This window comes from Lysobacter olei (assembly GCF_054777355.1).
In genome coordinates this window covers 103,198-128,952 of the sequence record NZ_BAAHAT010000010.1, presented here as the reverse complement: position 1 = coordinate 128,952, position 25,755 = coordinate 103,198, and the positions used below count along the sequence as shown (strand labels likewise).

At 67.4% G+C, this 25,755-nt stretch carries 21 protein-coding genes and 1 pseudogene; 8 read left to right on the top strand and 14 right to left on the bottom strand.

The features are described 5' to 3' along the window. Positions 1 to 1,524: 1,524 nt before the first annotated feature. From ACYVBS_RS14080 to ACYVBS_RS14060, 5 genes and pseudogenes are all read right to left on the bottom strand, one after another. Positions 1,525 to 2,730 carry a tyrosine-type recombinase/integrase gene (locus tag ACYVBS_RS14080; RefSeq protein ID WP_460824375.1) on the bottom strand — a complete coding sequence of 402 codons (1,206 nt, stop codon included), beginning with the start codon at positions 2,728 to 2,730 and terminating at the stop codon, positions 1,525 to 1,527. A 201-nt stretch (positions 2,731 to 2,931) separates the two neighbouring features. Beyond that, entirely contained in the window at positions 2,932 to 4,446 is a 1,515-nt protein-coding gene (gene trpE, locus ACYVBS_RS14075) for an anthranilate synthase component I (RefSeq protein WP_460824374.1), read from the bottom strand. Between the two features lie 243 nt (positions 4,447 to 4,689). Beyond that, positions 4,690 to 5,634, bottom strand: a pseudogene (yegS, locus tag ACYVBS_RS14070) (lipid kinase YegS); the annotation flags it as partial. Positions 5,635 to 5,887: 253 nt separating this feature from the next. Continuing rightward, entirely contained in the window at positions 5,888 to 6,562 is a 675-nt protein-coding gene (rpe, locus tag ACYVBS_RS14065) for a ribulose-phosphate 3-epimerase (protein ID WP_460824373.1), read from the bottom strand. Positions 6,563 to 6,674: 112 nt separating this feature from the next. Then, positions 6,675 to 7,007 carry a J domain-containing protein gene (locus tag ACYVBS_RS14060; RefSeq protein WP_460824371.1) on the bottom strand — a complete coding sequence of 111 codons (333 nt, stop codon included), beginning with the start codon at positions 7,005 to 7,007 and terminating at the stop codon, positions 6,675 to 6,677. 219 nt (positions 7,008 to 7,226) lie between these two features. On the opposite strand from ACYVBS_RS14060, the gene ACYVBS_RS14055 reads away from it, so the two are divergent. From ACYVBS_RS14055 to ACYVBS_RS14045, 3 genes are all read left to right on the top strand, one after another. Further along, entirely contained in the window at positions 7,227 to 8,153 is a 927-nt protein-coding gene (locus tag ACYVBS_RS14055; protein ID WP_460824369.1) for a phosphoribosylaminoimidazolesuccinocarboxamide synthase, read from the top strand. Positions 8,154 to 8,375: 222 nt separating this feature from the next. Further along, complete coding sequence (locus ACYVBS_RS14050; protein WP_460824368.1) at positions 8,376 to 8,852, top strand: Mpo1 family 2-hydroxy fatty acid dioxygenase; 477 nt, start codon at positions 8,376 to 8,378, stop codon at positions 8,850 to 8,852. Between the two features lie 91 nt (positions 8,853 to 8,943). Further along, positions 8,944 to 9,831, top strand: coding sequence for a DMT family transporter (locus tag ACYVBS_RS14045; RefSeq protein WP_460824367.1), 888 nt, complete (start codon positions 8,944 to 8,946; stop codon positions 9,829 to 9,831). Positions 9,832 to 9,944: 113 nt separating this feature from the next. Here ACYVBS_RS14045 and ACYVBS_RS14040 read toward each other — a convergent pair whose 3' ends face one another. The 3 genes from ACYVBS_RS14040 to ACYVBS_RS14030 are packed head-to-tail and all read right to left on the bottom strand — an operon-like array spanning position 9,945 to position 13,060. After that, entirely contained in the window at positions 9,945 to 10,823 is an 879-nt protein-coding gene (locus ACYVBS_RS14040) for an NAD-dependent epimerase/dehydratase family protein (protein WP_460824365.1), read from the bottom strand. Positions 10,824 to 10,826: 3 nt separating this feature from the next. Next, a complete protein-coding gene (nhaA, locus tag ACYVBS_RS14035; protein ID WP_460824364.1) occupies positions 10,827 to 12,065 on the bottom strand; it encodes a Na+/H+ antiporter NhaA in 1,239 nt (412 codons plus the stop codon). 41 nt (positions 12,066 to 12,106) lie between these two features. Continuing rightward, positions 12,107 to 13,060, bottom strand: coding sequence for a sodium:calcium antiporter (locus tag ACYVBS_RS14030; RefSeq protein WP_460824363.1), 954 nt, complete (start codon positions 13,058 to 13,060; stop codon positions 12,107 to 12,109). Between the two features lie 172 nt (positions 13,061 to 13,232). On the opposite strand from ACYVBS_RS14030, the gene ACYVBS_RS14025 reads away from it, so the two are divergent. Continuing rightward, positions 13,233 to 13,949 (top strand): hypothetical protein, encoded by a 717-nt coding sequence (locus tag ACYVBS_RS14025; RefSeq protein WP_460824361.1) that lies wholly within the window; start codon positions 13,233 to 13,235, stop codon positions 13,947 to 13,949. 11 nt (positions 13,950 to 13,960) lie between these two features. Here the strand turns inward: ACYVBS_RS14025 and ACYVBS_RS14020 are convergent, their stop codons facing one another. The 3 genes from ACYVBS_RS14020 to hppD all read right to left on the bottom strand — a co-directional run bounded on the left by ACYVBS_RS14020 (position 13,961) and on the right by hppD (position 17,234). Continuing rightward, complete coding sequence (locus ACYVBS_RS14020; RefSeq protein ID WP_460824359.1) at positions 13,961 to 14,671, bottom strand: lectin; 711 nt, start codon at positions 14,669 to 14,671, stop codon at positions 13,961 to 13,963. An 83-nt stretch (positions 14,672 to 14,754) separates the two neighbouring features. Beyond that, the gene (gene hmgA / locus ACYVBS_RS14015; protein ID WP_460824357.1) at positions 14,755 to 16,056 is read right to left on the bottom strand and encodes a homogentisate 1,2-dioxygenase; all 1,302 of its coding nucleotides are present in this window, start codon (positions 16,054 to 16,056) and stop codon (positions 14,755 to 14,757) included. An 86-nt stretch (positions 16,057 to 16,142) separates the two neighbouring features. Further along, complete coding sequence (gene hppD / locus ACYVBS_RS14010; RefSeq protein WP_460824356.1) at positions 16,143 to 17,234, bottom strand: 4-hydroxyphenylpyruvate dioxygenase; 1,092 nt, start codon at positions 17,232 to 17,234, stop codon at positions 16,143 to 16,145. Positions 17,235 to 17,331: 97 nt separating this feature from the next. Here hppD and ACYVBS_RS14005 point away from each other — a divergent pair, with 97 nt between their 5' ends. Continuing rightward, entirely contained in the window at positions 17,332 to 17,802 is a 471-nt protein-coding gene (locus ACYVBS_RS14005) for a MarR family winged helix-turn-helix transcriptional regulator (RefSeq protein ID WP_460824355.1), read from the top strand. Positions 17,803 to 18,026: 224 nt separating this feature from the next. Here ACYVBS_RS14005 and ACYVBS_RS14000 read toward each other — a convergent pair whose 3' ends face one another. Next, positions 18,027 to 19,535 (bottom strand): peptide MFS transporter, encoded by a 1,509-nt coding sequence (locus ACYVBS_RS14000; RefSeq protein WP_460824354.1) that lies wholly within the window; start codon positions 19,533 to 19,535, stop codon positions 18,027 to 18,029. Between the two features lie 207 nt (positions 19,536 to 19,742). Beyond that, on the bottom strand, positions 19,743 to 20,624 hold the full coding sequence (locus ACYVBS_RS13995) for a tryptophan 2,3-dioxygenase (RefSeq protein ID WP_460824353.1): 882 nt from the start codon (positions 20,622 to 20,624) through the stop codon (positions 19,743 to 19,745). A gap of 225 nt (positions 20,625 to 20,849) precedes the next feature. Between ACYVBS_RS13995 and pdhA the strand changes: the two genes are divergently transcribed. From pdhA to ACYVBS_RS13980, 3 genes are all read left to right on the top strand, one after another. Beyond that, entirely contained in the window at positions 20,850 to 21,923 is a 1,074-nt protein-coding gene (pdhA, locus tag ACYVBS_RS13990; RefSeq protein WP_460824352.1) for a pyruvate dehydrogenase (acetyl-transferring) E1 component subunit alpha, read from the top strand. A gap of 14 nt (positions 21,924 to 21,937) precedes the next feature. After that, on the top strand, positions 21,938 to 22,948 hold the full coding sequence (locus tag ACYVBS_RS13985) for an alpha-ketoacid dehydrogenase subunit beta (RefSeq protein WP_460824378.1): 1,011 nt from the start codon (positions 21,938 to 21,940) through the stop codon (positions 22,946 to 22,948). A gap of 91 nt (positions 22,949 to 23,039) precedes the next feature. Continuing rightward, a complete protein-coding gene (locus ACYVBS_RS13980; RefSeq protein ID WP_460824351.1) occupies positions 23,040 to 24,407 on the top strand; it encodes a dihydrolipoamide acetyltransferase family protein in 1,368 nt (455 codons plus the stop codon). A gap of 209 nt (positions 24,408 to 24,616) precedes the next feature. On the opposite strand, the gene ACYVBS_RS13975 is transcribed toward ACYVBS_RS13980, so the two are convergent. Next, the gene (locus ACYVBS_RS13975) at positions 24,617 to 25,750 is read right to left on the bottom strand and encodes a fatty acid desaturase family protein (protein ID WP_460824350.1); all 1,134 of its coding nucleotides are present in this window, start codon (positions 25,748 to 25,750) and stop codon (positions 24,617 to 24,619) included. Positions 25,751 to 25,755 lie beyond the last annotated feature (5 nt).

Below are 25,755 nucleotides of genomic sequence, written 5' to 3'. Positions count from 1 at the left end.
AGAGAGCGGCACCCTTGCAACCCACCCATCGAGCGATAAGCTCGCAACCTTGGACTCTACGAAGTAGCTCGTGGCCCTAACAGCGGGGGCAGGTCACTGTCATCTGCGGGACGGCCGTCAAAGGCCGCGCGTAATGCAGATCGAGCCGGATCACGAGCAGCTTGGAATAGGCGCATCTCAACTGGCAGAGGTATGAGCGTAAGCTCTCGTGGTTCTTTTTGGATGCTCTCCGATAGTTCGCCAAGTCCTTGATATATCGACTTTTCCTTGCTTCACGCCGAATACTCTCCACAAGCTGGTTGAACGCATCTACCGAGTAGATGTCGAAGTGCTCACCTTGCAGACCTGACTCCTTGAGATGCCGCTCGAAAGGCTCGGCGTTTGGGCTCAGGCGACTGTTTGGAAACAGTGTATTGATCATTGGGAAGTCTGCATTCATGCCGCGAAGGAATCGCTCCCCGAGAGGAGTGATGATCACTCGCCGACGCCTCCGACAGAGCCATGATGCATGAGCGAATAGCTGTTCCCGAGTTTTGGTCAGTTCCAACACTAGATCATCGATCGCACGGATGTCCGTGCGACACGTGTACTCCGCACCGATGTGCGTCAGACCGTCCATCCGCAAGATAGACTGGTCTATGGAACGGTTGATGTTTCGCTCCGTGGAGCGGTTTACTTTGGTGTTGTCGCTCCGCATAATTTGAACATCTTCTACTGTTTGAAGAATTGCTCTGACTGGCTCTCCCGATTCAGTACGAGCAACCATTAAAAGCAATAACAAAAGATCCTTAATGCGCTGACCGCTCGTAGGCGAGCTTTCCGGCGCATCTTTCTCGAGAAGCCCCGACGATTCGAGGCAATTACCTCCTCCGCGCAGAAAAAAGTTGGTGCGACGCTGAAAGCGTTAGCGATCACCTCCCCCAGCCGGAATGCGACTCTTGAGCCAGGCCTCGACCTGATCGGAGAGGAAGTACGTCGACGATCCAGCCTTATAGGGTCGCGGAAACGTCGGGTCGTAGCGTCGAGAGCCCGGCCGCAGGGTTTCGTACAGCGTGGATCGACCGAAGCCGACAATTTGCTGGACCTGGCGGGGACTCCAGGCCCTAAGGACTTCTGAAGGAACAGTGTTCACAAGTGCGCCTCCTATGGTGCGAGGCGAACTTTGAAGGCTGGGAAGTCTGCAAACTATGCTTTTGCCCCAAAAAACCTTTTTGCGGCCCACGGGGAACTCGCCGAGCCTGTGACAGAGCAGGAAAGTTGGGTCCGCGCACCAGAAGTTCGGTCCGAAGAGACCAATCGACTCCTTCTTGGCCCTCGTTGGACCCCTGTGGACAGGTGCCAACTAAGTGCCCTCCTGCGGAGGACCGCTCTTCCGCGCGCCGACAGCACACCCTCCAGTAAGCAGGGCCCGCACCGTGCTCCCTACTGTGCACCATGCGGAATGGGCTCGGCCATGCACCTGCCGGGCGCCGACCCGGGGATGCGTTTGCGACCCCGATGGGCGCACCCCGGTGTTCGGCGGAGCTACTGAGCGGCAGAGCGGATCGGAGTTACCCTGTAGCCGCCTATGGCCGCATCTAGATAATCAGCCCAGTCCTGCATCATCTTCTTCCGCTCAGGCATGTACGAGGCTTGGTTGTAGCTGGCACGGACGCGATTGCGCTCTCGATGCGCTAGCTGACGCTCGATTACGTCTGGCCGGTATCCAAGCTCGTTAAGAATCGTCGAGGCAGTCGCGCGGAAGCCATGCGCCGAGAAGTCTCCCTTATAGCCCATGCGCTCCAAGGCTCGGTTCAGAGTTGTGGGCGACATGTCTCGCTGCGGATCCCGGAGATTCGGAAACAACTGGGCGCGACACCCTGAGAAGGGACGGAGGTCCTGCAAAAGCTTGACGGACTGCCAGGACAAAGGAACCGTGTGAGCCTCCCTCATCTTCATGCGCTCCGCTGGAATTCTCCATTCGGCTGAGTCCAAGTCGAACTCGCTCCAGCGTGCGGACCGAAGCTCGCCAGGACGGACAAACGTTAGCAGCAGGAGCTGCAAGGCTGTCCTTACCAGCGTGCCGCTTTCCGTCGCGTTGACTCGTTCCACAAACAGCGCGAGCTCATTACGGCTCAGTGGTCGCTTGTGCCGGGTCTTAGGCTTCCGGACAGCCCCTCGCAGCGCAGCCGCTGGATCGACGTCCGCTCGTAGCGTTGCAACAGCATAACGAAAGATCGCGGACACCCATTGACGTGCAAGTAACGCGATAGAAGGCGCCTCACGAGCTTCGATGGCCTTGAGAATCGCGAGGAGGTGGGCAGCGGTGACCGACCGCATGGGCAGCCCCCCGACCTGCGGGAACACATCGTTCGTCAGAACTGTCTCCACTTGACGACAGTAGTAGGCGGACCAATGAGTCCGATTCTGGGCGATCCATTCCTTTGCTACGGCTTCGAACGTATTGGCCGCCTCGGCGGCGGACACGAGCCGTGCGGCCTTTCGGTGCTTGGCCGGATGAATGCCTTCTTTGACTAGGCGTCGCGCCGCTTCGCGCTGCTCGCGCGCAAGTTGAAGGCTGACTTCCGGGTAGGCGCCGATAGCGAACAGGTTTTCCGAGCCACCGATCCGATAGCGGTAGCGCCACAACTTTGCCCCGGTCGGGCTAACCATGAGGAACAGGCCGTTGCCGTCCGCAAGCTTGTACGGCTTGGGCTTAGGCCTAGCACTCCGAATCGCGGCGTCAGTCAATCGCACTGCCACTTGCACACCAAAAGAGGGTATCGATACCCTCAACTATACCCACTTCTTAGACGGCTGCCTCCGGACGCCTATGGAGCAAAACGGACGGTGACATAGCATTCTGGCTAAATTTTCGTGCGTCGCCGGGCGGCTGCGGAAACATCAGGATACCAATGTCTGTTATCGATCATCAACAGCATGGTGCGCGCCTCACAGTCCCTTCGCCGCTTCGGCCACGGCGCGGAACAGCGCGCGGCCCTTGTTCATGGTCTCCTCCCACTCCTTCTGCGGGTCGGAGTCGTAGACGATGCCGGCGCCGGCCTGCACGTACAGCCGGCCGTCCTGGATCACGGCGGTGCGGATGGCGATGGCGGTGTCGGCATCGCCGTTGCGCCCCGGCTCGCTCCAGCCCAGGTAACCGATGCTGCCGGCGTAGACGTTGCGGCGCGTGGGTTCCAGCTCGCGGATCACTTCCAGTGCGCGGATCTTCGGGGCGCCGCTGACGGTGCCCGCGGGGAAGGTGGCGCGCAGCACGTCGGCGTAGCTCAGGCCATCGCGCAACTCACCGGTGACTTCGCTGACGATGTGCATGACGTGGCTGTAGCGCTCGATCACGAACTGCTCGCCCACCTGCACGGTGCCGGGCTTGCTGACGCGGCCGACGTCGTTGCGGCCGAGGTCGATCAGCATCAGGTGCTCGGCGCGCTCCTTGGGGTCGGCGAGCAACTCGGCCTCCAGCGCGTCGTCCTCCTCGGGCGTGGCGCCGCGCGGGCGGGTGCCGGCGATGGGGCGCACGGTCACCTCGCCACGACCCTGCGCGTCGTGCTGCAGGCGCACCAGGATCTCCGGCGAGGAGCCGACCACCTGGGTGTCGCCCACGTCGAGGAAGTACATGTACGGCGACGGGTTGAGCGCGCGGAGCGCGCGGTACACGTCGACGGGGCGCGCCTTGAACGGCACGCTCAGGCGCTGGCTCAAAACGACCTGGAAGATGTCGCCGGCACGGATGTATTCCTTGGACTTCTCCACCGCGTCGATGAAGCCTTCGCGGGTGAAGCCGCTGACGAAATCGGCTTCGTCCAGCGCCTGCCCTTCGAGTGACTGCGGGTAGCCGGGACCGCCCTGGCGCAGGCGGTGCACCAGTTCATCGAGGCGGCGGTTGGCCCGGGCCAACGCGCGCGGGTTGTTCGCCTCGGCGTGAACGATGAGGTACAGGCGCCCCTTGAGGTTGTCGAACACCGCGACTTCCTCGCTCTGCATCAGCAGGATGTCGGGCGTGCCCAGTTCGTCGGGCAGCGGTTCGCCATTGCGCGCCGCCGCCAGGCGCGGCTCGATGTACTGGATGCACTCGAAGCCGAACCAGCCGACCAGTCCGCCGGTGAATCCCGGCAGCCCCGGCACCGTGGGCACCGAGTAGGCCGCGCGCAGGCGCTCGACCTCGGCGAACGGGTCGTCGACCGAGCGGCTTTCGACCAGCTCGCCGTCTTCGGTCACGAACAGGGTGTGGCCGGCGAAGGCGTACACGCGCTTGGCGGGCAGGCCGATGATGGAGTAACGGCCGAAGCGCTCGCCGCCCTCGACCGACTCGAACAGGTAGGTGTGGGGGCCGTCCGCGAGCTTCAGGTACACCGACAGCGGCGTATCGAGGTCGGACAGCACCTCGCGCACGACGGGGACGTGGGTATGGCTCTCAGTGGCCTGTGGCTGCAGCGATGCGGGGGACATGACGCGGGGGTTCCTCAGTGGACAACGGGGCAACGTCGACGGCAGCACGGGGCCACCATCGCCAACCCACGTTGGCCAGCAGGGAATGAGGATCCGTCCGGTATGTCATGCGTTTACTTTAGCGGTTTGGCACCGGGTCCGCGATGGTTGCCGAGGCAACGGGCGGCCTCATGCCAGCAACGCTCCGCCCAGGTCCGGGTTGGGGGCCTCCGGTTCGGCAACCGGCTCCGGCGAGCCCGGCACCCCCAAGAGCGGGCAGCCGGCCGGCAGGTGCATGCGCAGCCGGGACGCGATGCAGGCGATGTCGAAGCCGTCGGACTCGCACGGCTCACCGTCCAGGTTCAGGACCAGGGGCGCGGGCGCGGTGATGCGCACCTGCCGGCATCGGTGGCGGACGGCCACGCGCTCCAGCGCCGCCTGCCGGCCCTCGGCCACCCACGTACCCACCGTCGCCGCGACTTCGCCGGACAGTTCGGGCACCACGGTCAGGTCCAGCAAGCCATCGTCGATGAGGGCGTCCGGGCAGAGCTGCTGGCCGCCGCCGGCCTGCCGCCCGTTGCCCAGCCCCAGTGCGATGAAGCCGCCTTCCCAGTGGAAGTCCGCGGCTTCGATCCGGGCCTGCACCGGTTCGATCCGGCCGAGCTTGGCCACGCCGGTGACCAGGTACGCGAGCCCCCCGAGCATCTTCTTCAGGCCTTCGTCGGTTTCCACGGTGACCTCGGTGCCAAAACCGCCGCTGGCGAGGTTGGCGCACCAGTGCACGTCGCCGCCCGCGGCCTCGACGCGCAGCAGGTCCACGGGCACCGCAACGGACTCGCGCACCAGCGCCAACGCGGCCGCTGGCTCCATTGGCAGCGTTGCCGCGGTGGCGAAGTCGTTGGCCGTGCCCAGCGGCACCAGGCCCACGCTGGGCAGGCCGGCTGCGTCCGCGTCGTGGTGCGCCAGGGCCGCGGCGACTTCGCTGAGGGTGCCGTCCCCGCCGCAGGCGATGACCGTGGTGACGCCCGCGCCCAGGCCTTCGTCCACGTAGCGCTGCGCATCGCCGGCCTCCCAAGTGACACGGACGTCGACCTGCACGCCATCGGCCCGCAGCGCCTGCACGGCCGCCCGCAACGCCTCGTCCCCGGCGGACTTGCCGTTGAGGACGAGCAACCAGTGCAGCGAGGGCGTGGGCGGGTTTTCCGGCATGCGCGAAGGCTAGCGAGCCCCCGCGAAATCGCCGTGAAAGCCCGGGATTGTCATCCCCCTGTCACCGTTGCCCCTGAGCATGGAAGGCCATAGCAGGGACGACGGGCGGGGGCTGGATTGCCTCCAGAACAACAAAGGCCGATGCCCGCGAGGGCATCGGCCTTTTTCTGTTGCCGCGAGCGGGCGTTCAGCGCGCACGCACACACGCCCGCAACCCGCCGCCCGTTCGGGCGCCCGGGCGCCGGCCGCCCTGTCAGGCGCGGGCGCCGGCCACCGCGGCCTTCATCCGGCTGATCACGTCGGCGTAGTCGGGGGCATTGAAGATGGCCGAACCGGCGACGAAGGTGTCCGCGCCGGCGGCCGCAATCTCGGCGATGTTGTCGGCCTTCACGCCGCCGTCGATCTCCAGGCGGATCGGACGGCCGACGCGGTCGATCATCTCGCGCACGCGGCGCAGCTTGTCCAGGGTCGTGGGGATGAAGGCCTGCCCGCCGAAGCCGGGATTGACCGACATCAGCAGCACCATGTCCAACTCGCCCAGCGCCCAATCGAGCACTTCCAGCGGCGTCGCCGGGTTCAGCACCAGGCCGGCCTGGCAGCCGTGCGACTTGATCAGCTGGATGGTGCGATGGGCGTGGCGGCTGGCTTCCGGGTGGAAGGTGATCATCGTCGCGCCGGCCTTGGCGAATTCCGGCACCAGGCTGTCGACCGGCTCGACCATCAGGTGCACGTCGATCGGCGCGGTGACGCCGTGCTTGCGCAGGGCCTCGCACACCATCGGGCCGATGGTCAGGTTCGGCACGTAATGGTTGTCCATCACGTCGAAGTGCACCCAGTCGGCACCGGCCTTGAGCACGTTGTCGACCTCCTCGCCGAGCTTGGCGAAGTTGGCCGAGAGGATGGACGGGGCGATGACGGTGGGTTGCATGGGCGGCTCGTGGGTTGGTCGCGGCGGGGTCGCGGGGTGACGGCGGCTAGGAGGCGTCGTCGCGTGTCAGGGGTGGAATCGGCGTCCGGGGACGGAGCCGCTGCGCCGGCGCTCAGCGCTTGCGCAGCGTCTTGATGCGGTCATAGGCAGCGTTGATCTCGCGCGCCTTCACCTCGGCCTGCTGCCTCAGCTCGGGCGCGGCGCCGGCCATGCGGTCGGGGTGGTACTGCGAGATCAGCCGCCGGTAGGCCTGGTCCACTTCCGCATCGCTGGCATCGGAGGTCAGTCCAAGCGCGGCGTAGGGGTTGTCGCGGCGCAGCTTGAACCAGTCGCTGTCGAAAGCATGGCCGATCAGCAGGCCGATCAGCGCGCCCAGCGGCGGGTTGCCGCGCATCAGGGCGGCGCCAGCGAAGAAACCGAGCAGCTTGCCGTACCAGCGCTTCATGCGGGGATCCTTGCGGTCATGCGGAGGGGCCTCGGGCCGGCCCGGGCGGGCCGTCACGCATTTTACCTGCAATGGCGACCCGGACCGTCGTACACTGGCCGGCCCGGTCGCGCCCGCGCGCGGGTCGAGGCCCTTCCCGGCGGATCCCCACCGGTGATCGGCGACGATGCCAGGCGTGCCGCGACGGGGGTCCGTGCACACCTTGTTGGGGGCTTCACGTTGTCCACGACCCTGCTTCAGTCCGATCTGCCTGGCTTGCCGCTCCGCCATCGCGGCAAGGTCCGCGACGTCTTCGACATTCCCGCCGACCGCCTGCCGCCCGGTACGCCGCCGGGCGACTACCTGCTGATGGTCGCCACCGACCGCCTCAGTGCGTTCGACGTGGTGCTGCCCGACCCGATCCCGGGCAAGGGCGAGATGCTGTGCCAGATCAGCAATTTCTGGTTCGCCAAGACCGCGCACATCATCCCCAACCACCTGACCGGGATCGACGTGGCATCGGTGCTGCCGGCCGGCGTTGACCCGGCGCTGTACGCCAAACGCGCGGTGGTGACCAAGCGGCTGAAGCCGGTGCCGGTGGAGTGCATCGCGCGCGGCTACATCATCGGCAGCGGCTGGAAGGACTACCAGCGCACCGGCCGCATCAGCGGCATCACCCTGCCCGACGGCCTGCGCCAGGCGCAGAAGCTGGCCGACCCGATCTTCACCCCGTCGACCAAGGCCGCCGTGGGCGACCACGACGAGAACATCGACTTCGATACCGCGGTGAAGCTGGTCGGGCCGGACTTGGCCGAGCAGGTGCGCGACGCCACGCTGCGGCTGTACTCGTTCGCGCGCGACTACGCGGCCGAGCGCGGCATCCTGCTGGCCGACACCAAGTTCGAGTTCGGCACCGACGCCGATGGCCGCCTGTACGTGATGGACGAAGTGCTCACGCCGGACTCCTCACGCTACTGGCCGGCCGACGAGTACGAAGTCGGCACCAGCCCGCCGAGCTATGACAAGCAGTTCGTGCGCGACTACCTGGAAACGCTGGACTGGGACAAGACTCCGCCCGGCCCGACGCTGCCGGCCGAGGTGATCGAGCGCACCCGCGCGAAGTACGCCGAGGCGCTGCAGAAGCTGGCCGGCATCAGCGTCGACTGATCGCCACGGCCAGGCGATGGCTGCAAAGGCGCTCCGCAAGGGGCGCCTTTTGCGTTTGGCGACGACGCGGCCGGATGGCCGCGACCCGGCACACGGTGTAGTCAAAAAGACTGGGCCCCGGCCGCGCGTAGCACCTCCTGTCCCTGGCGTGGCGCGTGCATCCGCCGCATGACTTTGTCCGCGCCCGCCCCGATACTCCGCGAACCGGCCCAGGGGACAGGCATGAGCACGAGCGAACGACCGATCGACCGCTGGTTCGCCAGCTATTCCGGCGACCACCGCAATCCGACCAACCAGCTGATCCACGTGGTCTGCGTGCCGGCCATCCTGTGGAGCGTGATTGCCCTGCTGTGGTGCATTCCCGCGCCGGGCACCTGGTTCAGGCCTGGCGTCTGGGCGGGGGCGGCGATGGTGGCGGCGGCGCTGTTCTATTACCGCCACACGCGCAGGCTGGGACTGGGCATGGTGGCGGTGTTCGTGCTGATGGGGCTGCTGACGCGCTGGTTGCACGACGCCTACGGCGTGCGGACGCTGCTGTGGCTGGCCATCGGCGTGTTCGTGGTGGCGTGGATCGGCCAGTTCGTGGGTCACAAGATCGAAGGCCGCAAGCCCAGCTTCCTCACCGACCTGACCTACCTGCTGATCGGACCGGCGTGGGTGCTGGCCAAACTGTACCTGCGGCTGGGCTGGTCGTATTGAGGCCCCGCTGGGCCACACAGTCGCCCGACGTTGTATGCGTCGGCGGGGCCGCACGGGCGCACAATAGCCTGCCGATTCCGACGGACCGTCGATGCCTCCCCGCGACCTTGTCCTGATCCTGCTGGTCTGCGTGACCTGGGCAGGCAACTTCCTGACCTCGGCGCTGGCACTGCGCGAGATTCCGCCCGTGCTGTTCACGGCGTTGCGGTTCGCCTTGCTGGGGCTGCCGCTGCTGTTCTTCCTGAAGCGCCCGGCCAAGGGGCAATGGCCGCGCCTGGTCGCGGTCTGCCTGCTGATCGGGGTGTTGCACTTCGCCACCAGCTTCACCGCGCTCAAGCTCGCCGGCGACCTGTCCTCACCGGCCATCGTGCTGCAGAGCTACGTGCCGATGACCGCGCTGCTTGCGTGGCTGATGCTGGGCGAGCGCTTCGCGTGGCGCACCGGACTCGCCATCGGGATCAGCTTCGCCGGGGTGTTGGTGCTGGGCTTGGACCCGATGGTGCTGGACCACCCGATGGCGCTGCTGATGATGGTGGTCTCGGCGTTCTTCCTGGCGCTGGGCACGGTGCTGATGAAGGGCCTGCGCGGCCTGGACGTCTACAGTCAGCAGGGCTGGACCGCGCTGATCAGCGTACTGCCGTTGCTGGCGGCGAGTGTCGTGCTGGAACCGGGCGCCATCGCGCGCCTGCCCGAGGCGAGCTGGGTGGCGTGGGCCGGGGCGCTGTATGCCGCATTCCTGTCGTCGCTGGTGGGCCACGGCCTGTACTACGTGCTGGTGCAGCGGCACCCCGTGGCGCAGGTGACACCCTGGCTGTTGCTGGTGCCGGTGCTGGCCGTGGGGCTCGGCATCGCCTTCTGGGGTGATCGTCCCGGGCCGCGGTTGTTCATCGGCGGCGCGATGGTGTTGGGTGGCGTGCTCGTGATCGCGCTGCGCACGCTGGCGAAAGCGCGGCTGGCCGGCGCACGCGAGGCCCGCTAGCCACCAACGCGGCCGGGGCGAGGTCCTGGCGGTGGCGCCAGCACGTACACCGACGTTTGCACCGGCTCAAGGGACGAATATGAGGGCATTGCGGAGGGCGGATGCGCCCGCGCTCAGGCGCCCTCGACGCCCACTCGCGGCTCGAACATGCCCGCCGTGGGCTGGAAGGCGCGCGGCGCATAGCCGAAATCGCGTGCTGCCGGCGCCGAGTCGAACACCAGGTCACTGCGCATGCGGCGCACCGCGGCTTCTCCCAGGCCGGTGCCACGGCCGGTGAGGTGGGCGGCGAACAGCGCCGCGGTAAACAGGGGCGAAGGCAGTTCGACCAGACGCGGGCGCGGCTGCAGCGTGGCCAGCACCCGGGCGACCATCTCGCGGTAAGCCAGCGTCTCGCCGCCGGGCAGCGCATAGGCGCGGCCGTGCGCAGCCGTGGCGCCTTCGCAATCCAATGCCGCCTGCGCAAGATCGTCCACGTGCACGGGCTGACGCCGCCCGTGGGCGTTGCGTGGCAAGGGGAAGCGACCCCAGCGTCTGGCCAGCGTCGCGATGCGGGTCAGCGTCGCATCGCGGCCGGCACCGTAGACCAGTGTGGGGCGCAGCAGCGTGGCCGCGGCGGCGCGTTGATGCGCGGTGTCGAATACGCTGGCTTCACCCTCGCGCAGGCGCCGGGCCACGTCGCGCTCGCGCGCATCGGCCGAGCCCTGCTTGGTCTCCACGCTGGTCGAACCAAAGGCGATGACGCGCTCGGCCTGCACCGGCGCCAACGCATACCAGCGCGCGAAGGCATCCAGCGGCCCGCAACTGAAGATGGTGTCCACGCGCTCCGGCAGCGCGGGCATCCGGTCGAAATCGCCCTGCAGCCACGCCAGCCCGGGTCGATCCGTTTGCGGGTGACGCGACAGCGCGGTGACGCGCCAGCCGGCGCGCGACAGCCCCGCCAGCAGCGGTCGGCCGATCTGGCCGGAACCGCCGAACAGCAGCGCGTGCCGCACGGGTCAGGCCTGCGGCGTCTTGGGCGGCAGCACCGCCCGCAGCCACAGGATGCCCAGGACGGCGGCAATCACCGACGCACCCAGGATGCCGAGCACCGCTTCCTCATACAGCAGGGGGTCGCGGTACGCGAGCGAGGCAATGAACAGACTCATGGTGAAGCCGATGCCGCACATCAGGCCCAGGCCCAGCATTGCGCGCAGGTCCATGCCCGCCGGAAACCGTGCCCAGCCAATGGCGCGCATCAGCACTGCGGCGCCCACGATGCCGATCGGCTTGCCCAGCACCAGCCCCAGCACCACGCCCAGCGGCAGCGCGGCCTTGGCATCGGCCAGGCTGATGTCGCCCAGGTAAAGGCCGGCGTTGGCGAATGCGAACACCGGCAGGATGACGTAGGCCACCCACGGGTGCAGCGCATGCTCCAGGTGTTCCAGCGGGGAATGCTCGACTTCGTCCGGGATGTCGTTGTGCTTGTTGACGTGCGGGATCATCAGGCCGGTGGCCACGCCCGCCAGCGTGGCGTGCACGCCGGACTTGAGCACGCACACCCACAACACCACGCCCAGCAGCAGGTACGGGGCCAACCGGGTGACGCCGCGACGGTTGAGCAGCCACATGCCTGCCAGCGCGGCACCGGCCCAGGCCAGCGCGGTCAGCGACAGCCCGTGCGAGTAAAAAAACGCGATGATGAGGATGGCAATCAGGTCATCGACCACCGCGATGGTGGACAGCAGCAGCTTCATTCCGACCGGCACGCGGGAGCCCAGCAAGGCCAGCGCGCCCAGTGCGAAGGCGATGTCCGTGGCCGTGGGCACCGCCCAACCGCGCATGGCCTGCGCATCGCCGTGGTTGAGCGCGGTAAACAACAGGGCCGGCACGGCTACGCCCGCGCTGGCGCACACCAAGGGCAGCACCAGCTGGTCGCGCCCGGCCAACTGGCCGCTGAGCGTCTCGCGCTTGATTTCCAGCGCCACAAGCAGGAAGAAGATGGCCATCAGGCCATCGTTGATCCACAGCAGCGCCGGCTTGGCGATGTCCAGTGCGCCGACCCGGACCTGCACCGGCATGTCACGGAAGGCGTCGTAGGCGTCCTTCAGCGGCGAATTGGCGAAAATCAAGGCGATCACCGCCGCGCCGATCAGCATGATGCCGCCGGCGGCTTCCAGCCGGAAGAACTCGCCCAGGGACCGCATCGCGCGCGAACGCAGCGGCACGGGCGTGGCTTGCACGGTCGATTCGGTCATCGCGCCAGTATACCGACCACGTTCCGGTGGATTGATCGGGCTCAGCGCTGGATCATCAACAGCTCGAACGCCACCCATGCCAGTAGCGCCGCCAACAACACGCCGCCTTCGCGCTTGCTCACGCGCAGGTCGCCACGCAGAACCGGCACCAGCATCAGCGCGAACACCAACGCCGCCGGCAGCTCGAAGCGCACGAACGACGCGGGCAATGGCAGCGGGTTGAACGCCGCCATGCCGCCGACCACCAGCAGCAGGTTGGACAGGCTCGAACCGATGACGTGACCGGCCACCAGGTCGCCCTGCCCCCGGCGCGCGGCGGCGAGGGCGGCCGCCATTTCCGGCAGCGCCGTACCGATCGCCACCGGCAACAGGCCGGTCAGCAACGGGGTCATGCCCAGGCCGGCCCCTAGCACCGGTGCGTGCGTCACCACCAGGCGAGAGCCGTAGTAGAGCAACGCGGCTGCGATGGCGAAGCGGACCAGGTTCAATGCGAGGTCGGTCCGGGTGCGCGCGAAGGCTTCAATCTCGGCCTGCAGCTCCGGGACCTCGTTGCGGCCACGCGCCAACGCGAAGGCCACCACCGCGATGAAGGCCGCCAGCAGCAGCAGGCCGTCCATGCGTGACAGCACGCCATCCAGGCCCAGGCCCATGACCGCCACCGTGCCGACCAGCAGCACGAGCAGCAGCGGCGACAGCGCGCGCCAGCGCACCACTAGCGGCGCGGCGAGCGCAGCCGCGCCCAGGGTCAGGCCAAAGTTGACGACGTTGCTGCCCACCGCATTGCCCAGCGCCAGGGATTGCTGGCCACGGATCACGGCATGCGCATTGACGGCCAGCTCCGGCAACGAGGTGGCGAAGGCCACCAGCAGCAGGCCGGTGGTGAAGGCCGATAGGCCCAGGCGCTGCGCCAGGCCGGACGCGCCCTTGACGATGGAATCACCGCCCAGTGCAAGCAGCACCAGACCCAACAGGAACATCCCGACTGCAGTGAGCATGGCTCATCCTCCCCTGATCTGACGGCCGATTCTATGCCGGGTTCGGTGGAGGTTGCGTAGGGACGCTCCCAGCCGGCCCGCCGGCGCTGGGCGACGGACCGGAATGCGCATGTCATCACGCATTCACACAGCCGCCCTATCGTGCCCTCGTCCCGAGGGGGAGGACCGCACGATGCTGCTGGCGAAGACCGAAAAAGCGCGCACTGCGATACAGAGCCGTGATGCTGCGCTGAGCGCACAGGAACGCCATATCCTGATCGTCAGCAATGGCCAGCGCAGTCTCAACGACATTGTGTCGATGTTGGGGCCGACGGCGCTGGCACCGATTGACCGGTTGCTGCGCGAGGGCTACCTGCAGGCCGCTGCGGAGGAGCGCACGACGGACCGCATGACGGCCGCGGCCGGACAGGGCATGAACACGCTGCTGCGCGCATCGCGCGACCTGGCCAGCCGGGTGCAGGAGCGCGCACAGGCTGCGATCGAGGCGGTCGTCGCCGCGCCGGCTCCCGCCGCACAAGCGCCCGTGATGCCGCCGTCCCCGACAGAACGCGTCGCGACCCTGCCGCCTCCGCCTCCGCCTGCGCCTGCGCCTGCGCCGCACACGGGACCGCGGCGCTCGTTGGCCGCGGCCAAGATGTACATGCTGGACATGCTGCAACTGCAACGCAGCGTCGAGGCTGCCACCCTCAAGGTTGCTATCCAATCCAGCAGCAGCGGCGAGGAAACCCTCCCCCACCTGGTCGACAGCCTGCGCCACCTGCGTACCGTCGCCGCACCGTCGTATTACACGCGCATCGCGGCACGGCTGGAGGAAGTGTTGCCCGAAGACCTTGCGCCACGGCTGGCGGCCGCCCTGCGCGTGGACGAGACCAGCTACTCGGCGGCGTAAGTCGCCCGCAATCAGGCGCAGCCCTCGACGTAGTCCACTTCGGGCGGCACGCCGACGCGCCATTCGGTGACACGGGCATCGTCGCCCTTGCCATCCGTTTCCATGACCAGCACGCCCTTGCCGCCGGCCGGATCCTTCACCCGCAGGTATTGGCCGTCACTGTACTTGTGTGGCTGCACGTCGACGCGGCCGGGATAGAGGCGGAGCACCTCGGCCTTGGTCAGGCCCACGTGGACCCCGCCCGGAGCCACGAAGTTGTCGCTTTCGGTGGAGAACCGCACGAAGCGCCCCTCGCTGATCATGAAGCTGAAGTCCGCCGGCCGCTTCGTCCACGTCGGGGTCATGAAGTAGCACTGGTCGTTGAATTCCTTGCCTAGCGTCTTGAGCTCGCCGCCCCACAGCCGCGCCATGTCCGCGACGGGCGCACCGAACGGAATGTCGCCATAGCCATTGAAGCGTGCCAGGTGCAGGTCGCCGTCGGGCGTGGGGGTACTGCTGACCGGCTCCGACGACGGGGCGGGCGCTGCTGGGGCACTGGACGCGGGTGGGCGGGACGCGGGAACCGCTGCGCCTGTCGGCGGCGCAGTCGATTCGCGGGCCGCTTCTTGGGGTGCACTTGCGGCAGCCGGGGCGTCAGCGGTGCCAGCACGGCCCGTCGCGCGATCGTCCGCGCACGCGACCAGCGCCGTGGCGGCCAGCAACAGCAGGATGATCCTTCGCATGGGCCACTCCATCTTGGGGTGGCCCAGTGTCGCAGTGCGGGGTGAAGCCAGCGCCAAGGCCGACCCCGAGGCCCGTGACGCGGTTAGGCCGGCGCGCGGAAGTGCTTCTTCAGACCCGACCAGCACGCTTGGTATTCGCGCTGCCGATGCGATGCCTCGATCGCCTGTGCTGTCGGGCGGATCACCGCACGGGTCTCGAACATGAAGGCCATCGTCCCGCTGATGTAGTCCGGCTGACTGAGGTCAGCGCTGCTCGCCTTCTCGAACGTGGCCGCATCCGGTCCGTGGCCGGTCATGCTGTTGTGCAGCGAGCAGCCGCCCGGCACGAAGCCTTCGGCCTTGGCGTCGTACGCCCCGTGCACCAGGCCCATGAACTCGCTGGCGATGTTGCGGTGGAACCACGGCGGGCGGAACGTGTCCTGCATCGCGAGGATGCGCGGTGGGAAGATCACGAAGTCCATGTTGCTCACGCCCTCGCTGTCACTGGGCGAATGCAGCACGAGGAAGATCGACGGATCCGGGTGGTCGTAGCTGATCGAGCCGATGGTGTTGAAGCGGCGCAGGTCGTACTTGCACGGCGCGTAGTTGCCGTGCCAGCCGACCACGTCCAGCGGCGAATGGCCGATGTAGGCGCGCCACAGGTGGCCCTGGAACTTTGCGATGAGCTCGAAGTCGCCTTCCACGTCCTCAAAGGCGGCATTCGGAATCTGGAAGTCGCGCGGGTTGGCCAAGCCGTTGCTGCCGATCGGGCCCAGGTCGGGCAGCTTCAGCATCGCGCCGAAGTTCTCGCACACGTAACCACGCGCCTCGGCGTCGGGCAGCGACACGCTGAAGCGCACGCCACGCGGAATCACCGCGATTTCCTGCGGCTCCACGTCCAGCACGCCCATCTCGGTTTCGATGTGCAGGCGGCCCTGCTGCGGCACGATCAGCAACTCGCCGTCGGCGTCGTAGAACCAGCGGCCCTGCATGTCGCGGTTGGCGGCGTACAGGTGGATGCCCACGCCCGACTGCGCCTCCGGCCCGCCGTTGCCGGCCATGGTGAACAGTCCGTCGACGAAATCGGTCGGCGCCGCCGGCATCGGTAGCGGGTTCCAGCGCAACTGGTCCGGCGTCACCGGGCCGTGGCCGAACACGTTGTGGAAGCGCGGCTGCTCGAACGGCTTGAACTCGCCGTGCATCGCCGCCGGACGAATGCGGTACAGCCAGCTGCGGCGGTTGCTGTGGCGCGGCGCGGTGAACGCGGTGCCCGACACCTGCTCGGCGTACAGCCCGTGCGCCACGCGCTGCGGCGAATTGCGCCCCACCGGCAGCGTACCGGCGACCGCCTCGGTCGCGAACTCGTTGCCGAAACCCGGCTGGTAGCCGTTGCTGCTCAGTGCCATGGCAATTACCCGTCGATGTGGGTGCCGGCCCTGCCCGGACCGGCACTGTAGGTGGGTTCGCGCGCCGCGCTTCCCTGTTGCAGGAATCAGATCACGCCGCGCTTCATCTGGTCGCGCTCGATCGACTCGAACAGCGCCTGGAAGTTGCCTTCGCCGAAGCCCTCGTTGCCCTTGCGCTGGATGATCTCGAAGAAGATCGGACCGATCGCGTTCTGGGTGAAGATCTGCAGCAGCTTGCGGGTCTTGGTCTCCGGATCGGCGTCGATCAGGATCTTGTTCTTCGCCAGGCGCGGCACGTCCTCGCCGTGGTTCGGGATGCGCTGGTCGACCACGTCGAAGTAGGTATCCGGCGTGTCCAGGAACTCGATGCCCTGCGCGCGCATCGCCTCGACCGTGTCATAGATGTTGTCGGTGAAGCAGGCGATGTGCTGGATGCCTTCGCCCTTGTACGCGTCCAGGTACTCGTTGATCTGGCTCTTCGGGTCGCTGGACTCGTTGAGCGGGATGCGCACGATGCCGTCGGGCGCAGTCATCGCCTTCGACACCAGGCCGGTCTTCGCACCCTTGATGTCGAAGTAGCGGATCTCGCGGAAGTTGAACAGGCGCTCGTAGTAGTCCGACCACTTCTGCATGTTGCCGAAGTACAGGTTGTGGGTCAGGTGGTCTATGAAGGTCAGCCCGAAGCCCTTCGGGTCCTGGTCGGCGCCTTCGATCGCCACGTAGTCCTCGTACACGCTGCCGTTGTCGCCGTAACGGTCGACCAGGTACAGCATGCAGTCGCCGATGCCCTTGACCACCGGCGCATCCACCGCCTTGCTGTCGGCCTTGTCGGCGATCGCCTCGCCACCGTTGCTGACCACGGTGTCGAACACCTTGGCCGCCGGCTCGCGGAAGCGGATGGCGAAGCCGCAGGCGCTGGGGCCGTGCTTGGCGGCGAAGTCGGCGGCGAAGCTGTCCGGCTCCTCGTTCACCAGGAAGTTCACGCCACCCTGGCGGTACACGGTGATGGCGCGCGACTTGTGGCGCAGCACGGCGCTGAAGCCCATGCGGCGGAAGTAGTCGTGCAGCAACTCGCCCTGCCCGGCCGGCGCGGCGAACTCGACGAATTCGAAGCCGTTGATGCCGAGGGGATTCTCGAAGGTGGTGACCTGCATTCCGAGGTTGGGCTGGGCGTTCATGGCATGCTTCCGTTGTCGCGGCCGGCCCGGAGGGGTCGGCGTGAGGGATGAGGCTTTATAGTTTCATCTGAAACCAAGATCAAGGCAACCGACCCCCATGGCGCCCCATACCCAGCTCGACCTGGACCGCTTCCTGCCGTACCGGCTGTCCGTGCTGTCCAACCGGATCAGCACGTCGGTAGCGGAGATCTACTCCGAACACTTCCAGCTGACCATCACCGAGTGGCGGGTCATGGCCATCCTCGGGCGTTACCCGGACCTGTCGGCCAACGAGGTGGCGCAGCGTTCGGCGATGGACAAGGTGGCCGTGAGTCGCGCGGTGGCCCGGCTGATCGAGGCCGGCCGGCTCACCCGCGAGATGCACGACGACGACCGCCGCCGCTCGGTGCTCCGCCTGTCGGCCGAGGGGATGCGCATCTATGATCAAATCGCCCCGCTGGCGTTGGCCTTCGAGCGGCAGTTGCTCGGGGACATGACGGAGGAGGAGCGCGCGCTGCTCTTCCGGGTTCTCGACCGGCTGGACGAGTTGGAGTTGAAGGTCGAGGCGGCCAACACGCTGAAGGGTTGACCGCGCGGCAAGCGGATCACGACTCGCCAGACAAGGCGTCCGCAATCCTGCTCTGTCCTCGGAGCCGGTAAGCATGCCCCCCGCACCCCACGCCAGTCGTGTGCCCACGCACCAAACAGGAGTGACGGACAAACGAAAACGGCGACCCGAAGGCCGCCGTTCTCGTTTCCGACGCCGGTGACCGGCGCCGAAGGCCGCCCGCGTTCGGCGGGCGGCAACCGTGCTTACTTCACGCCGTGCATCAGGCGCTGGATCAGCGGCGCGACCAGGAACAGCAGCACGCCTGCGCCCACGAGGGCCCAGAAGCCGAAGGTGTAACCGCCCAGCGCGGAGGCGGTGGTCATGCCACCCTCGCCGCTGACGTGGCCGGCGAAGATGCCGGACAGGTTGTTGCCGATGCCCGTGGACAGGAACCAGCCGCCCATGCCCAGGCCGACCAGGCGCACCGGGGCCAGCTTGGTGACCATCGACAGGCCGATCGGCGACAGGCACAGCTCACCGATGGACTGGATCCAGTACACCGCGAACAGGGTCCAGAACGGGATCTTGTTGGTGGCCGGGTCCAGCAGGCTGGACAGAGCGAACATCAGCAGCAGGAACGCCAGGCCGTTGAAGATGAGGCCCAGGCCGAACTTGCGCGGGATCGACGGATTGCTCTTGCCCAACTTCACCCAGATCCAGGCGATGACCGGGGCCAGGGTGATGATCGCCACCGAATTGACCGACTGGAACCACGCGGTCGGGAATTCCCAGCCGTTGAGGTTGCGGTCGACGATCTGGTCGGCGAGGAAGGTGAACGAGCTACCGGCCTGCTCGAAGAACATCCAGAACAGGATGTTGAAGGCGAAGATCACCAGCATGGCGATGACCTTGTCGCGGGCCACGGCACCGTTGCGGAAGCCTTCGACCAGCAGCATGCCCGCTAGGCCGATGAACAGCGCGGTCAGGATCACCTGCAGCTTGGCCGAACCCATGGCCAGCAGCGTGTACACCAACGGGATCGCGGCCACCGCGCCCAGCGCGACATAGGCCACGCGGTGCTTGCCCGGGGCTTCCTCCGGCGGACGGCCGATGCCCTGCAACTGGCGACGACCGAACCAGAACCACACCAGGCTGACCAGCATGCCGATCGCCGAGGCGATGAACACGATCTTGTACGCCGGCATGGCGTCGGTGCCGAACACCTTCTGCGCCAGCAGCTGGGTCAGGATCGGCGCGATGAACGCGCCGGCGTTGATGCCCATGTAGAAGATGGTGAAGCCCGAGTCGCGGCGCTCGTCACCGGTCGAGTAGAGCTTGCCCACCATCGTGGAGATGTTGGGCTTGAACAGGCCGTTGCCCACGACAATCGTGGCCAGGCCCAGGTTGAAGATCTGCTGGTTGGGCAGCGAGATCATGAACAAGCCCGCGGCCATGAACACCGCGCCAAGCAGGATCGAACGCTGGTAACCGATGACCCGGTCGGCCACGTAGCCACCGAAGATCGCGCCTGCGTACACCAGCGCCAGGTACGAGCCGTAGGTCAGGTTGGCCGGCGCCTGGCCGGAGGGGTCGCCGCCGTGGAACTGCGCGACGATGTACAGCACGAGTGCCCAGCGGATGCCGTAGAACGCGAAGCGCTCCCAGAACTCCGACATGAACAGCATCCACAGGGGCTTGGGATGCCCCATGATCTGCTGGAACTCGGGAATGGGCGCTTCGTTGCCCTGACTAGGTACTGCGGCTCCGCTCATGCGGGGTCCCCTGTGTGGTTCATAAAAGAGAGATGCACCCCGCGCGACGGGCGCGGGACCCGGGAGGTTTACCGGCTGTGGACGGCCACGTCAAACCCGGTGACGCATTGTTGCGGCGCACCATATGCAGGTAGCGCGCGTTGCCCTGCGCGCCGACCCGGTTCCCGTCGTGCGAGAAGCCCCGGTCGCGACGGCGCCGCGCGCGCCTCAGACTGCCGGATCCCCGTACCCGTTCCCGGCCCCGATCGAAGTCCGCACCTCGAACAGCTCGGGGAAGAACGTCAGCTCCAACGCCTGCTTGAGGAAGCCCACGCCGCTGGACCCGCCGGTGCCACGCTTGAAGCCGATGATCCGCATCACGGTGCGCATGTGGCGGAAGCGCCACAACTGGAACTGGCTCTCCAGATCGACCAGGTCCTCGCACAGCGAGTATTCGCGCCAGAAGGTGCCGGTGTCCTCGTAGATCCGCTCGAACACCGGGCGCAGCGCGGGGTCGGAGACGTGGGGCTGGCTCCAGTCCCGCTGCAGGTGATGCGCCGGGATGGCGTGGCCGAATCGCGCCAGGTAGTGCAGGAAGTGTTCGTACAGGCTGGGCGCGTTGAGCACGTCCGCAAGCCCTGACTGCAGCTGGGCGTCATGCGCGAACACCTTCAGCATGTCCGCGTTCTTGTTGCCCATCAGGAACTCGATGGTGCGGTACTGCAGCGACTGGAAGCCCGACGATGGCCCGAGGATGGCGCGGAAGCCCATGTATTCCGACGGGGTCAGCGTCTCCAGCACCGACCATTGCTCGGTGAGCTGGCGCATGACCTGCTTGCAGCGCGCCAGTACCTTGCGGGACTGCCACACCTCGTCGCGCCCCAGGTGCGCAATGGCCGCGTGCAGCTCGTGGATCATCAGCTTCATCCACAGCTCCGAGGTCTGGTGCTGGATGATGAAGAGCATCTCGTCGTGGTGCGGCGGATTGGACAGCGGTGCCTGCGCCGACAACAGGCGTTCCAGGTGCAGGTAGCCGCCGTAGGTCATCCGCCCGGAGAGGTCGGTGTGAATGCCGGTTTCCAGCTCGCGTTGGTTCTTGTCGACGGTCATCTGCATTGCCTCGAGGTAGCGCGACAGAGTAACGCAGCGTGGTGGCCCGGGCCTGCCACCCCGCCCGCGCGCCCTTCCCTGCTGCGGCGTACGGACGGCCAATGTCCTGGAAACCACGGTGCCTGCCGTGCCTTTTGCCGTTTGTCATGCCGCAGCGCGCAACGGCACTTTACGGCCGGCCGCCTATCATGGCGGATCGATGATCCAACCGAGGAAGTCCCCGCGATGACGATCGCCGCGCGATACGAGATCGAGTACCTGCAGTACCTGGGGCCCGATGGCACCCTCGTCGCCGAACCGCCGGCCGACCTGGCCGACCCGCAGACGCTGCTGCCGCTGTTCAAGCAGATGCTGTTCGTGCGCACCTTCGACACCAAGGCCATCGCCCTCCAGCGCACCGGCAAGCTGGGTACCTACGCTGCCTGCCTGGGCCACGAGGCGACCCACGTCGGCATCGGTGCGTCGATGCAGCCCGACGACACCTTCGCCCCCAGCTACCGCGAGTACGGCGCGCAGTTCATGCGCGGGGTGAAGCCGCGCGAGGTGCTGCTGTACTGGGGCGGCGACGAACGCGGCAACGACTTCTCCGGGCCGAAGCAGGACTACCCGTGGTGCGTGCCGATCTCCACCCAAATGCTGTACTCGGCCGGTGCCGCGCTGAAATTCAAGCTGCGCGGCGAGAAGCACATGGCCGTGGCGGTGTGTGGTGACGGCGGTTCGTCCAAGACCGACTTCTACGCCGCGGTCAATTCGGCCGGCGCGTACTCGCTGCCGCTGGTGCTGTGCGTGGTCAACAACGGCTGGGCCATCTCGGTGCCGCGCTCGGCGCAGACCGGCGCCACCACGCTGGCGCAGAAAGGCCTGGCCGGCGGCCTGCACTGCCTGCAGGTGGACGGCAACGACCTGATCGCGGTGCTGGAAGGCATGCGCCGCGGCAGCGAACGCGCGCGCAGCGGCGAAGGCGGCAGCGTGATCGAGTTCATGACCTATCGCCTGCACGACCACACCACCGCCGATGATGCCCGCCGCTACCGCGACGAGGCCGAGGTCAAATCGGCCTGGACCCGCGACCCGATGACCCGCCTGCGCACCTACCTCACCGCCAAGGGCGCATGGAGCGAGGCCGAAGAGGCCGCGTGGATCGAGGAATGCGGCAAGCGCGTGGACGAGGAGATCAACGCGTACCTCAACACGCCGGTGCAGCCGGTGGAGGCGATGTTCGACTACCTGTACGCCGACATGCCCGAGGACGTGCGCAAGCAGCGCGCCGCGGCGCTCGCCCTGGAGGGACGCGCGTGAACCAGGCCCAGACCATGACCAAGATCGATACCGACACCCCGGCGCCCGCCGCCATCACCCTGATCGAAGCCGTCACCCAGGCGCTTGCGTACGAGATGCGCAACGACGACCGCGTGCTGGTGCTGGGCGAGGACGTGGGCGTCAACGGCGGCGTGTTCCGCGCCACCGCCGGCCTGCACGCGCAGTTCGGCAGCAGCCGCGTACTCGACACGCCGCTGGACGAAACCACCATCGCCGGCCTGACCGTCGGCCTGGCCACGCAGGGCATGCTTCCGGTGGCCGAGGCGCAGTTCGACGGCTTCATGTATCCGATGGTCGACCACATCGTCTGCCACGCCGCGCGCATGCGCTACCGCACCCGCGGCCGCCTGAGCTGCCCGATGGTGCTGCGCGTGCCGTGGGGCGGCGGTATCCGCGCACCGGAGCACCACAGCGAGGCCAACGAGGCGATCTTCACCAACGTGCCGGGGCTGCGCGTGGTGATGCCGTCGTCGCCGCAGCGCGCCTACGGCCTGCTGCTGGCCGCCATCCGCGACCCAGACCCGGTGATCTACTTCGAGCCCAAGCGCATCTACCGTGCGTACAAGGAAATCGTGCCGGACGACGGCGAGGCGCTGCCGCTGGACGTGTGCTACGTGCTGCGCGACGGCACCGACGTGACGCTGGTGACGTGGGGCGCGCAGGTGAAGGAATGCCTGGAGGCTGCTGACAAGCTGGCGACCGAAGGCATCAGCGCCGAGGTCATCGACGTGGCGACGCTGCGCCCGCTGGACTTCGACACCATCGCCGAGTCGGTCAGCCGCACCGGTCGCTGCGTGATCGTGCACGAAGCGCCGAAGACCGCCGGTTTCGGCGCCGAGATCGCCGCACGCCTGGCCGAGGAGTCGATGTACGACCTCGTCGCGCCGGTGGAACGCGTGACCGGCTACGACACCCACATCCCGTTGTTCCGCCTGGAAATGAAGTACCTGCCGAGCGTGGAACGGATCGTGACCGCAGCCAAGCGCACCCTGGCCGCCGGCTGAGCCGCACCGGGCATGTCCGGCCCGTCCCGCCACAGCGCGTGGGCCAAACAGAACTGACAGCGGACGCCGCGGCGTCCCACGAGGATCCAGCATGAGTGAGAAGAAGACGTTCCTGCTCCCCGACCTGGGCGAGGGCCTGCCCGACGCCACGATCGTCGAGTGGTACGTGAAGGTAGGCGATGTCGTTCGCCTGGATGACAACCTGGTGTCGATGGAAACCGCGAAGGCCGTGGTGGACGTGCCGTCGCCGGTATCCGGCAAGGTGCTGCGTCTGGCTGGCGAGCAGGGGGACGTGATCGTGACCGGCGCGATGCTGGCGGAGTTCGAGATCGACCCGTCGATGCCGCAGCGCGCTGAAGGGCAGGACACCGGCCATCACCACGGCGGTGGCCACGCGGCGGCCGAACCGGCGCCGGCGGCCACCCCGGCCAGCACCGAAGCCGCGCCCGCCAAGCGCGAGGACGCTGGCACGGTGGTCGGCGCGATGCAGAGCTCCGATGCGGTGCGCACCGAGCAGGCCGTCGCTGTCGGCGGGGTCAAGGCCATGCCGGCGGTGCGTGCGATGGCGCGCAAGCTGGGCGTGGACATCGCCCGCGTCAATGCCAGCGGCGCCGACGGCGTGGTGACCATGGATGACGTGAAGCGTGCGGCCGCGGGCGACGCCACGGCGCTGCGCGCGCCCACGGGTGGCGCTACCACGCCGGCAGCTGCCTATGCCGCCCCGTCGCAACCGACGGCAGCGGCGCCGACGGCCGCCGCCCGCAGCCCCCTGTCGCAGTCCGGCAAGCCGATGCGCACCCAGCCGCCCGGGGTGGCCGCCAACGGCCAGCCCGAGCAGCTCAAGGGCGTCCGCCGCAACATGGCGCGGGTGATGGCCGACGCCCACGCCAAGGTGGTGCCCACCACCCTGTGCGACGACGCCGACCTGCACGGCTGGCTGGGCAAGCAGGACATCACCGCACGCCTGGTGCGCGCGATTGTGGTTGCCTGCAAGATCGTCCCGGCGCTCAACGCCTGGTTCGACGGTGACAACCTCAGCCGCACCATGCATCCCCACGTCGACGTCGGCGTCGCCGTGGACACCGACGACGGCCTGTTCGTGCCGGCGCTGCGCAATGCCGACATGCTGGATGCCCGCGGCATCCGCGAAGGCATTAACCGCCTGCGCGGGCAGGTCGAGGCGCGCAGCCTGCCGGCCAGCGAACTGAGCGGCTATACCATTTCGCTGTCGAACTTCGGCATGTTTGCCGGCCGCTATGCCACCCCGGTGGTGGTGCCGCCGTGCGTGGCCATCGTTGGCGCAGGCAAGCTCAGCCACGATGTGGTCGCGGTGATCGGTGGCATCGAAGTGCACCGCCGCATGCCGATCTCGCTGACCTTCGACCACCGCGCCTGCACCGGTGGCGAGGCCGCGCGCTTCCTCAAGGCCTTGCTAGACGACATGGCGCTGCCTCAGTAAACCGTGTCAACCGCTGCGCCGAAACAGACGCGCACATCTGAAAAAACGAAACGGGCGGCACCGAATGGGTGCCGCCCGTAGTCATTTGAGGCAAGTAGAAACGTTTCGACCGGTGTCGTGACCAGCGCCCGCGCTTGTTGCCAACCATCCGAGCGGGTAAGGCATCCAGACGATGACCCGCAGGGGTCATCGCCAGATCACACTCGTCCTCAGCCTGCCGCCACCGTCGCCGCCTGCAGCGCCCGCGGCTTGCTCGGCAGCGCGTGGCGCAGGATGCGCCAGACCACCTGACTGAACTGCCGGAACATCGAACCCGTGTTGTAGTGCTGGCCGTAGCGCGCGCAGATGCGGCGCACTTCCACCGCCATCTCGCCGTAGCGGTTGGCCGGCACGTCAGGGAAGAAGTGGTGCTCGATCTGGTGGCTCAGGTTGCCGGTCAGCACGTGGAGCCAGCGCCCGCCGCTGAGGTTGGACGACCCACGCAACTGGCGCAGGTACCAGTGCCCGCGGGATTCGTCCTTCACCACGTCGCGCGGAAACGTCTCCACGTGCGTGGTGAAGTGGCCGCAGAAAATCACCGTGAACGTCCACAGGTTGCGCAGGCCGTTGGCCACCAGGTTGCCCAGCAGAACCGGCAGGAAGAACGGCCCTGCCAGCGCCGGGAACAGCACGTAGTCCTTGCCCAGCTGCTTGACCCACTTGCGGCCCACCGGACGGAACTTGCGCCACATCGCGCGCGTCGTGGTGCGCCCGAACATCCAGCGGCCCAGCTTGAGTTCCTGCACCGCCACGCCCCACTGGAACATCAGTGCCAGCGCCAGCGCACCCAGCGGCTGCAACAAGTACATCGGCCGCCAGCGCTGCTCGGGGAAGATGCGCAGCATGCCGTAGCCGATGTCCTCGTCCAGCCCACGCACGTTGGTGTAGGTGTGGTGGCGGAAGTTGTGCGACTTGCGCCAGTTGTCACTGGTGCCGGCGATGTCCCACTCGTAGCGCTGGCCGTTGAGGTGCGGGTCGCGCATCCAGTCGTACTGGCCGTGCATCACGTTGTGGCCCAGCTCCATGTTCTCCAGGATCTTGGACAGGGCCAGCAGCAGCACGCCGCCGATCCACGCCGCCCACATCCACGCGGAGGCATCCAGGGCGAATGCCAGCGCACCGAGGAACAGCAGGGCGCGACCGGCCAGACCGGTGTAGCGCACGCCGGCGACCACGCGGCGGATGTAGCGCGCATCGCGCTGGCCCAGCGAGGCGATGATGCGCGTGCGCAGCGCATCCAGTTCCGCGCCGAAGCGCTCCAGTTCGGCGGCGCCCAGCGGGCGGCTGCGGGAATGACGGCTCATGCGTT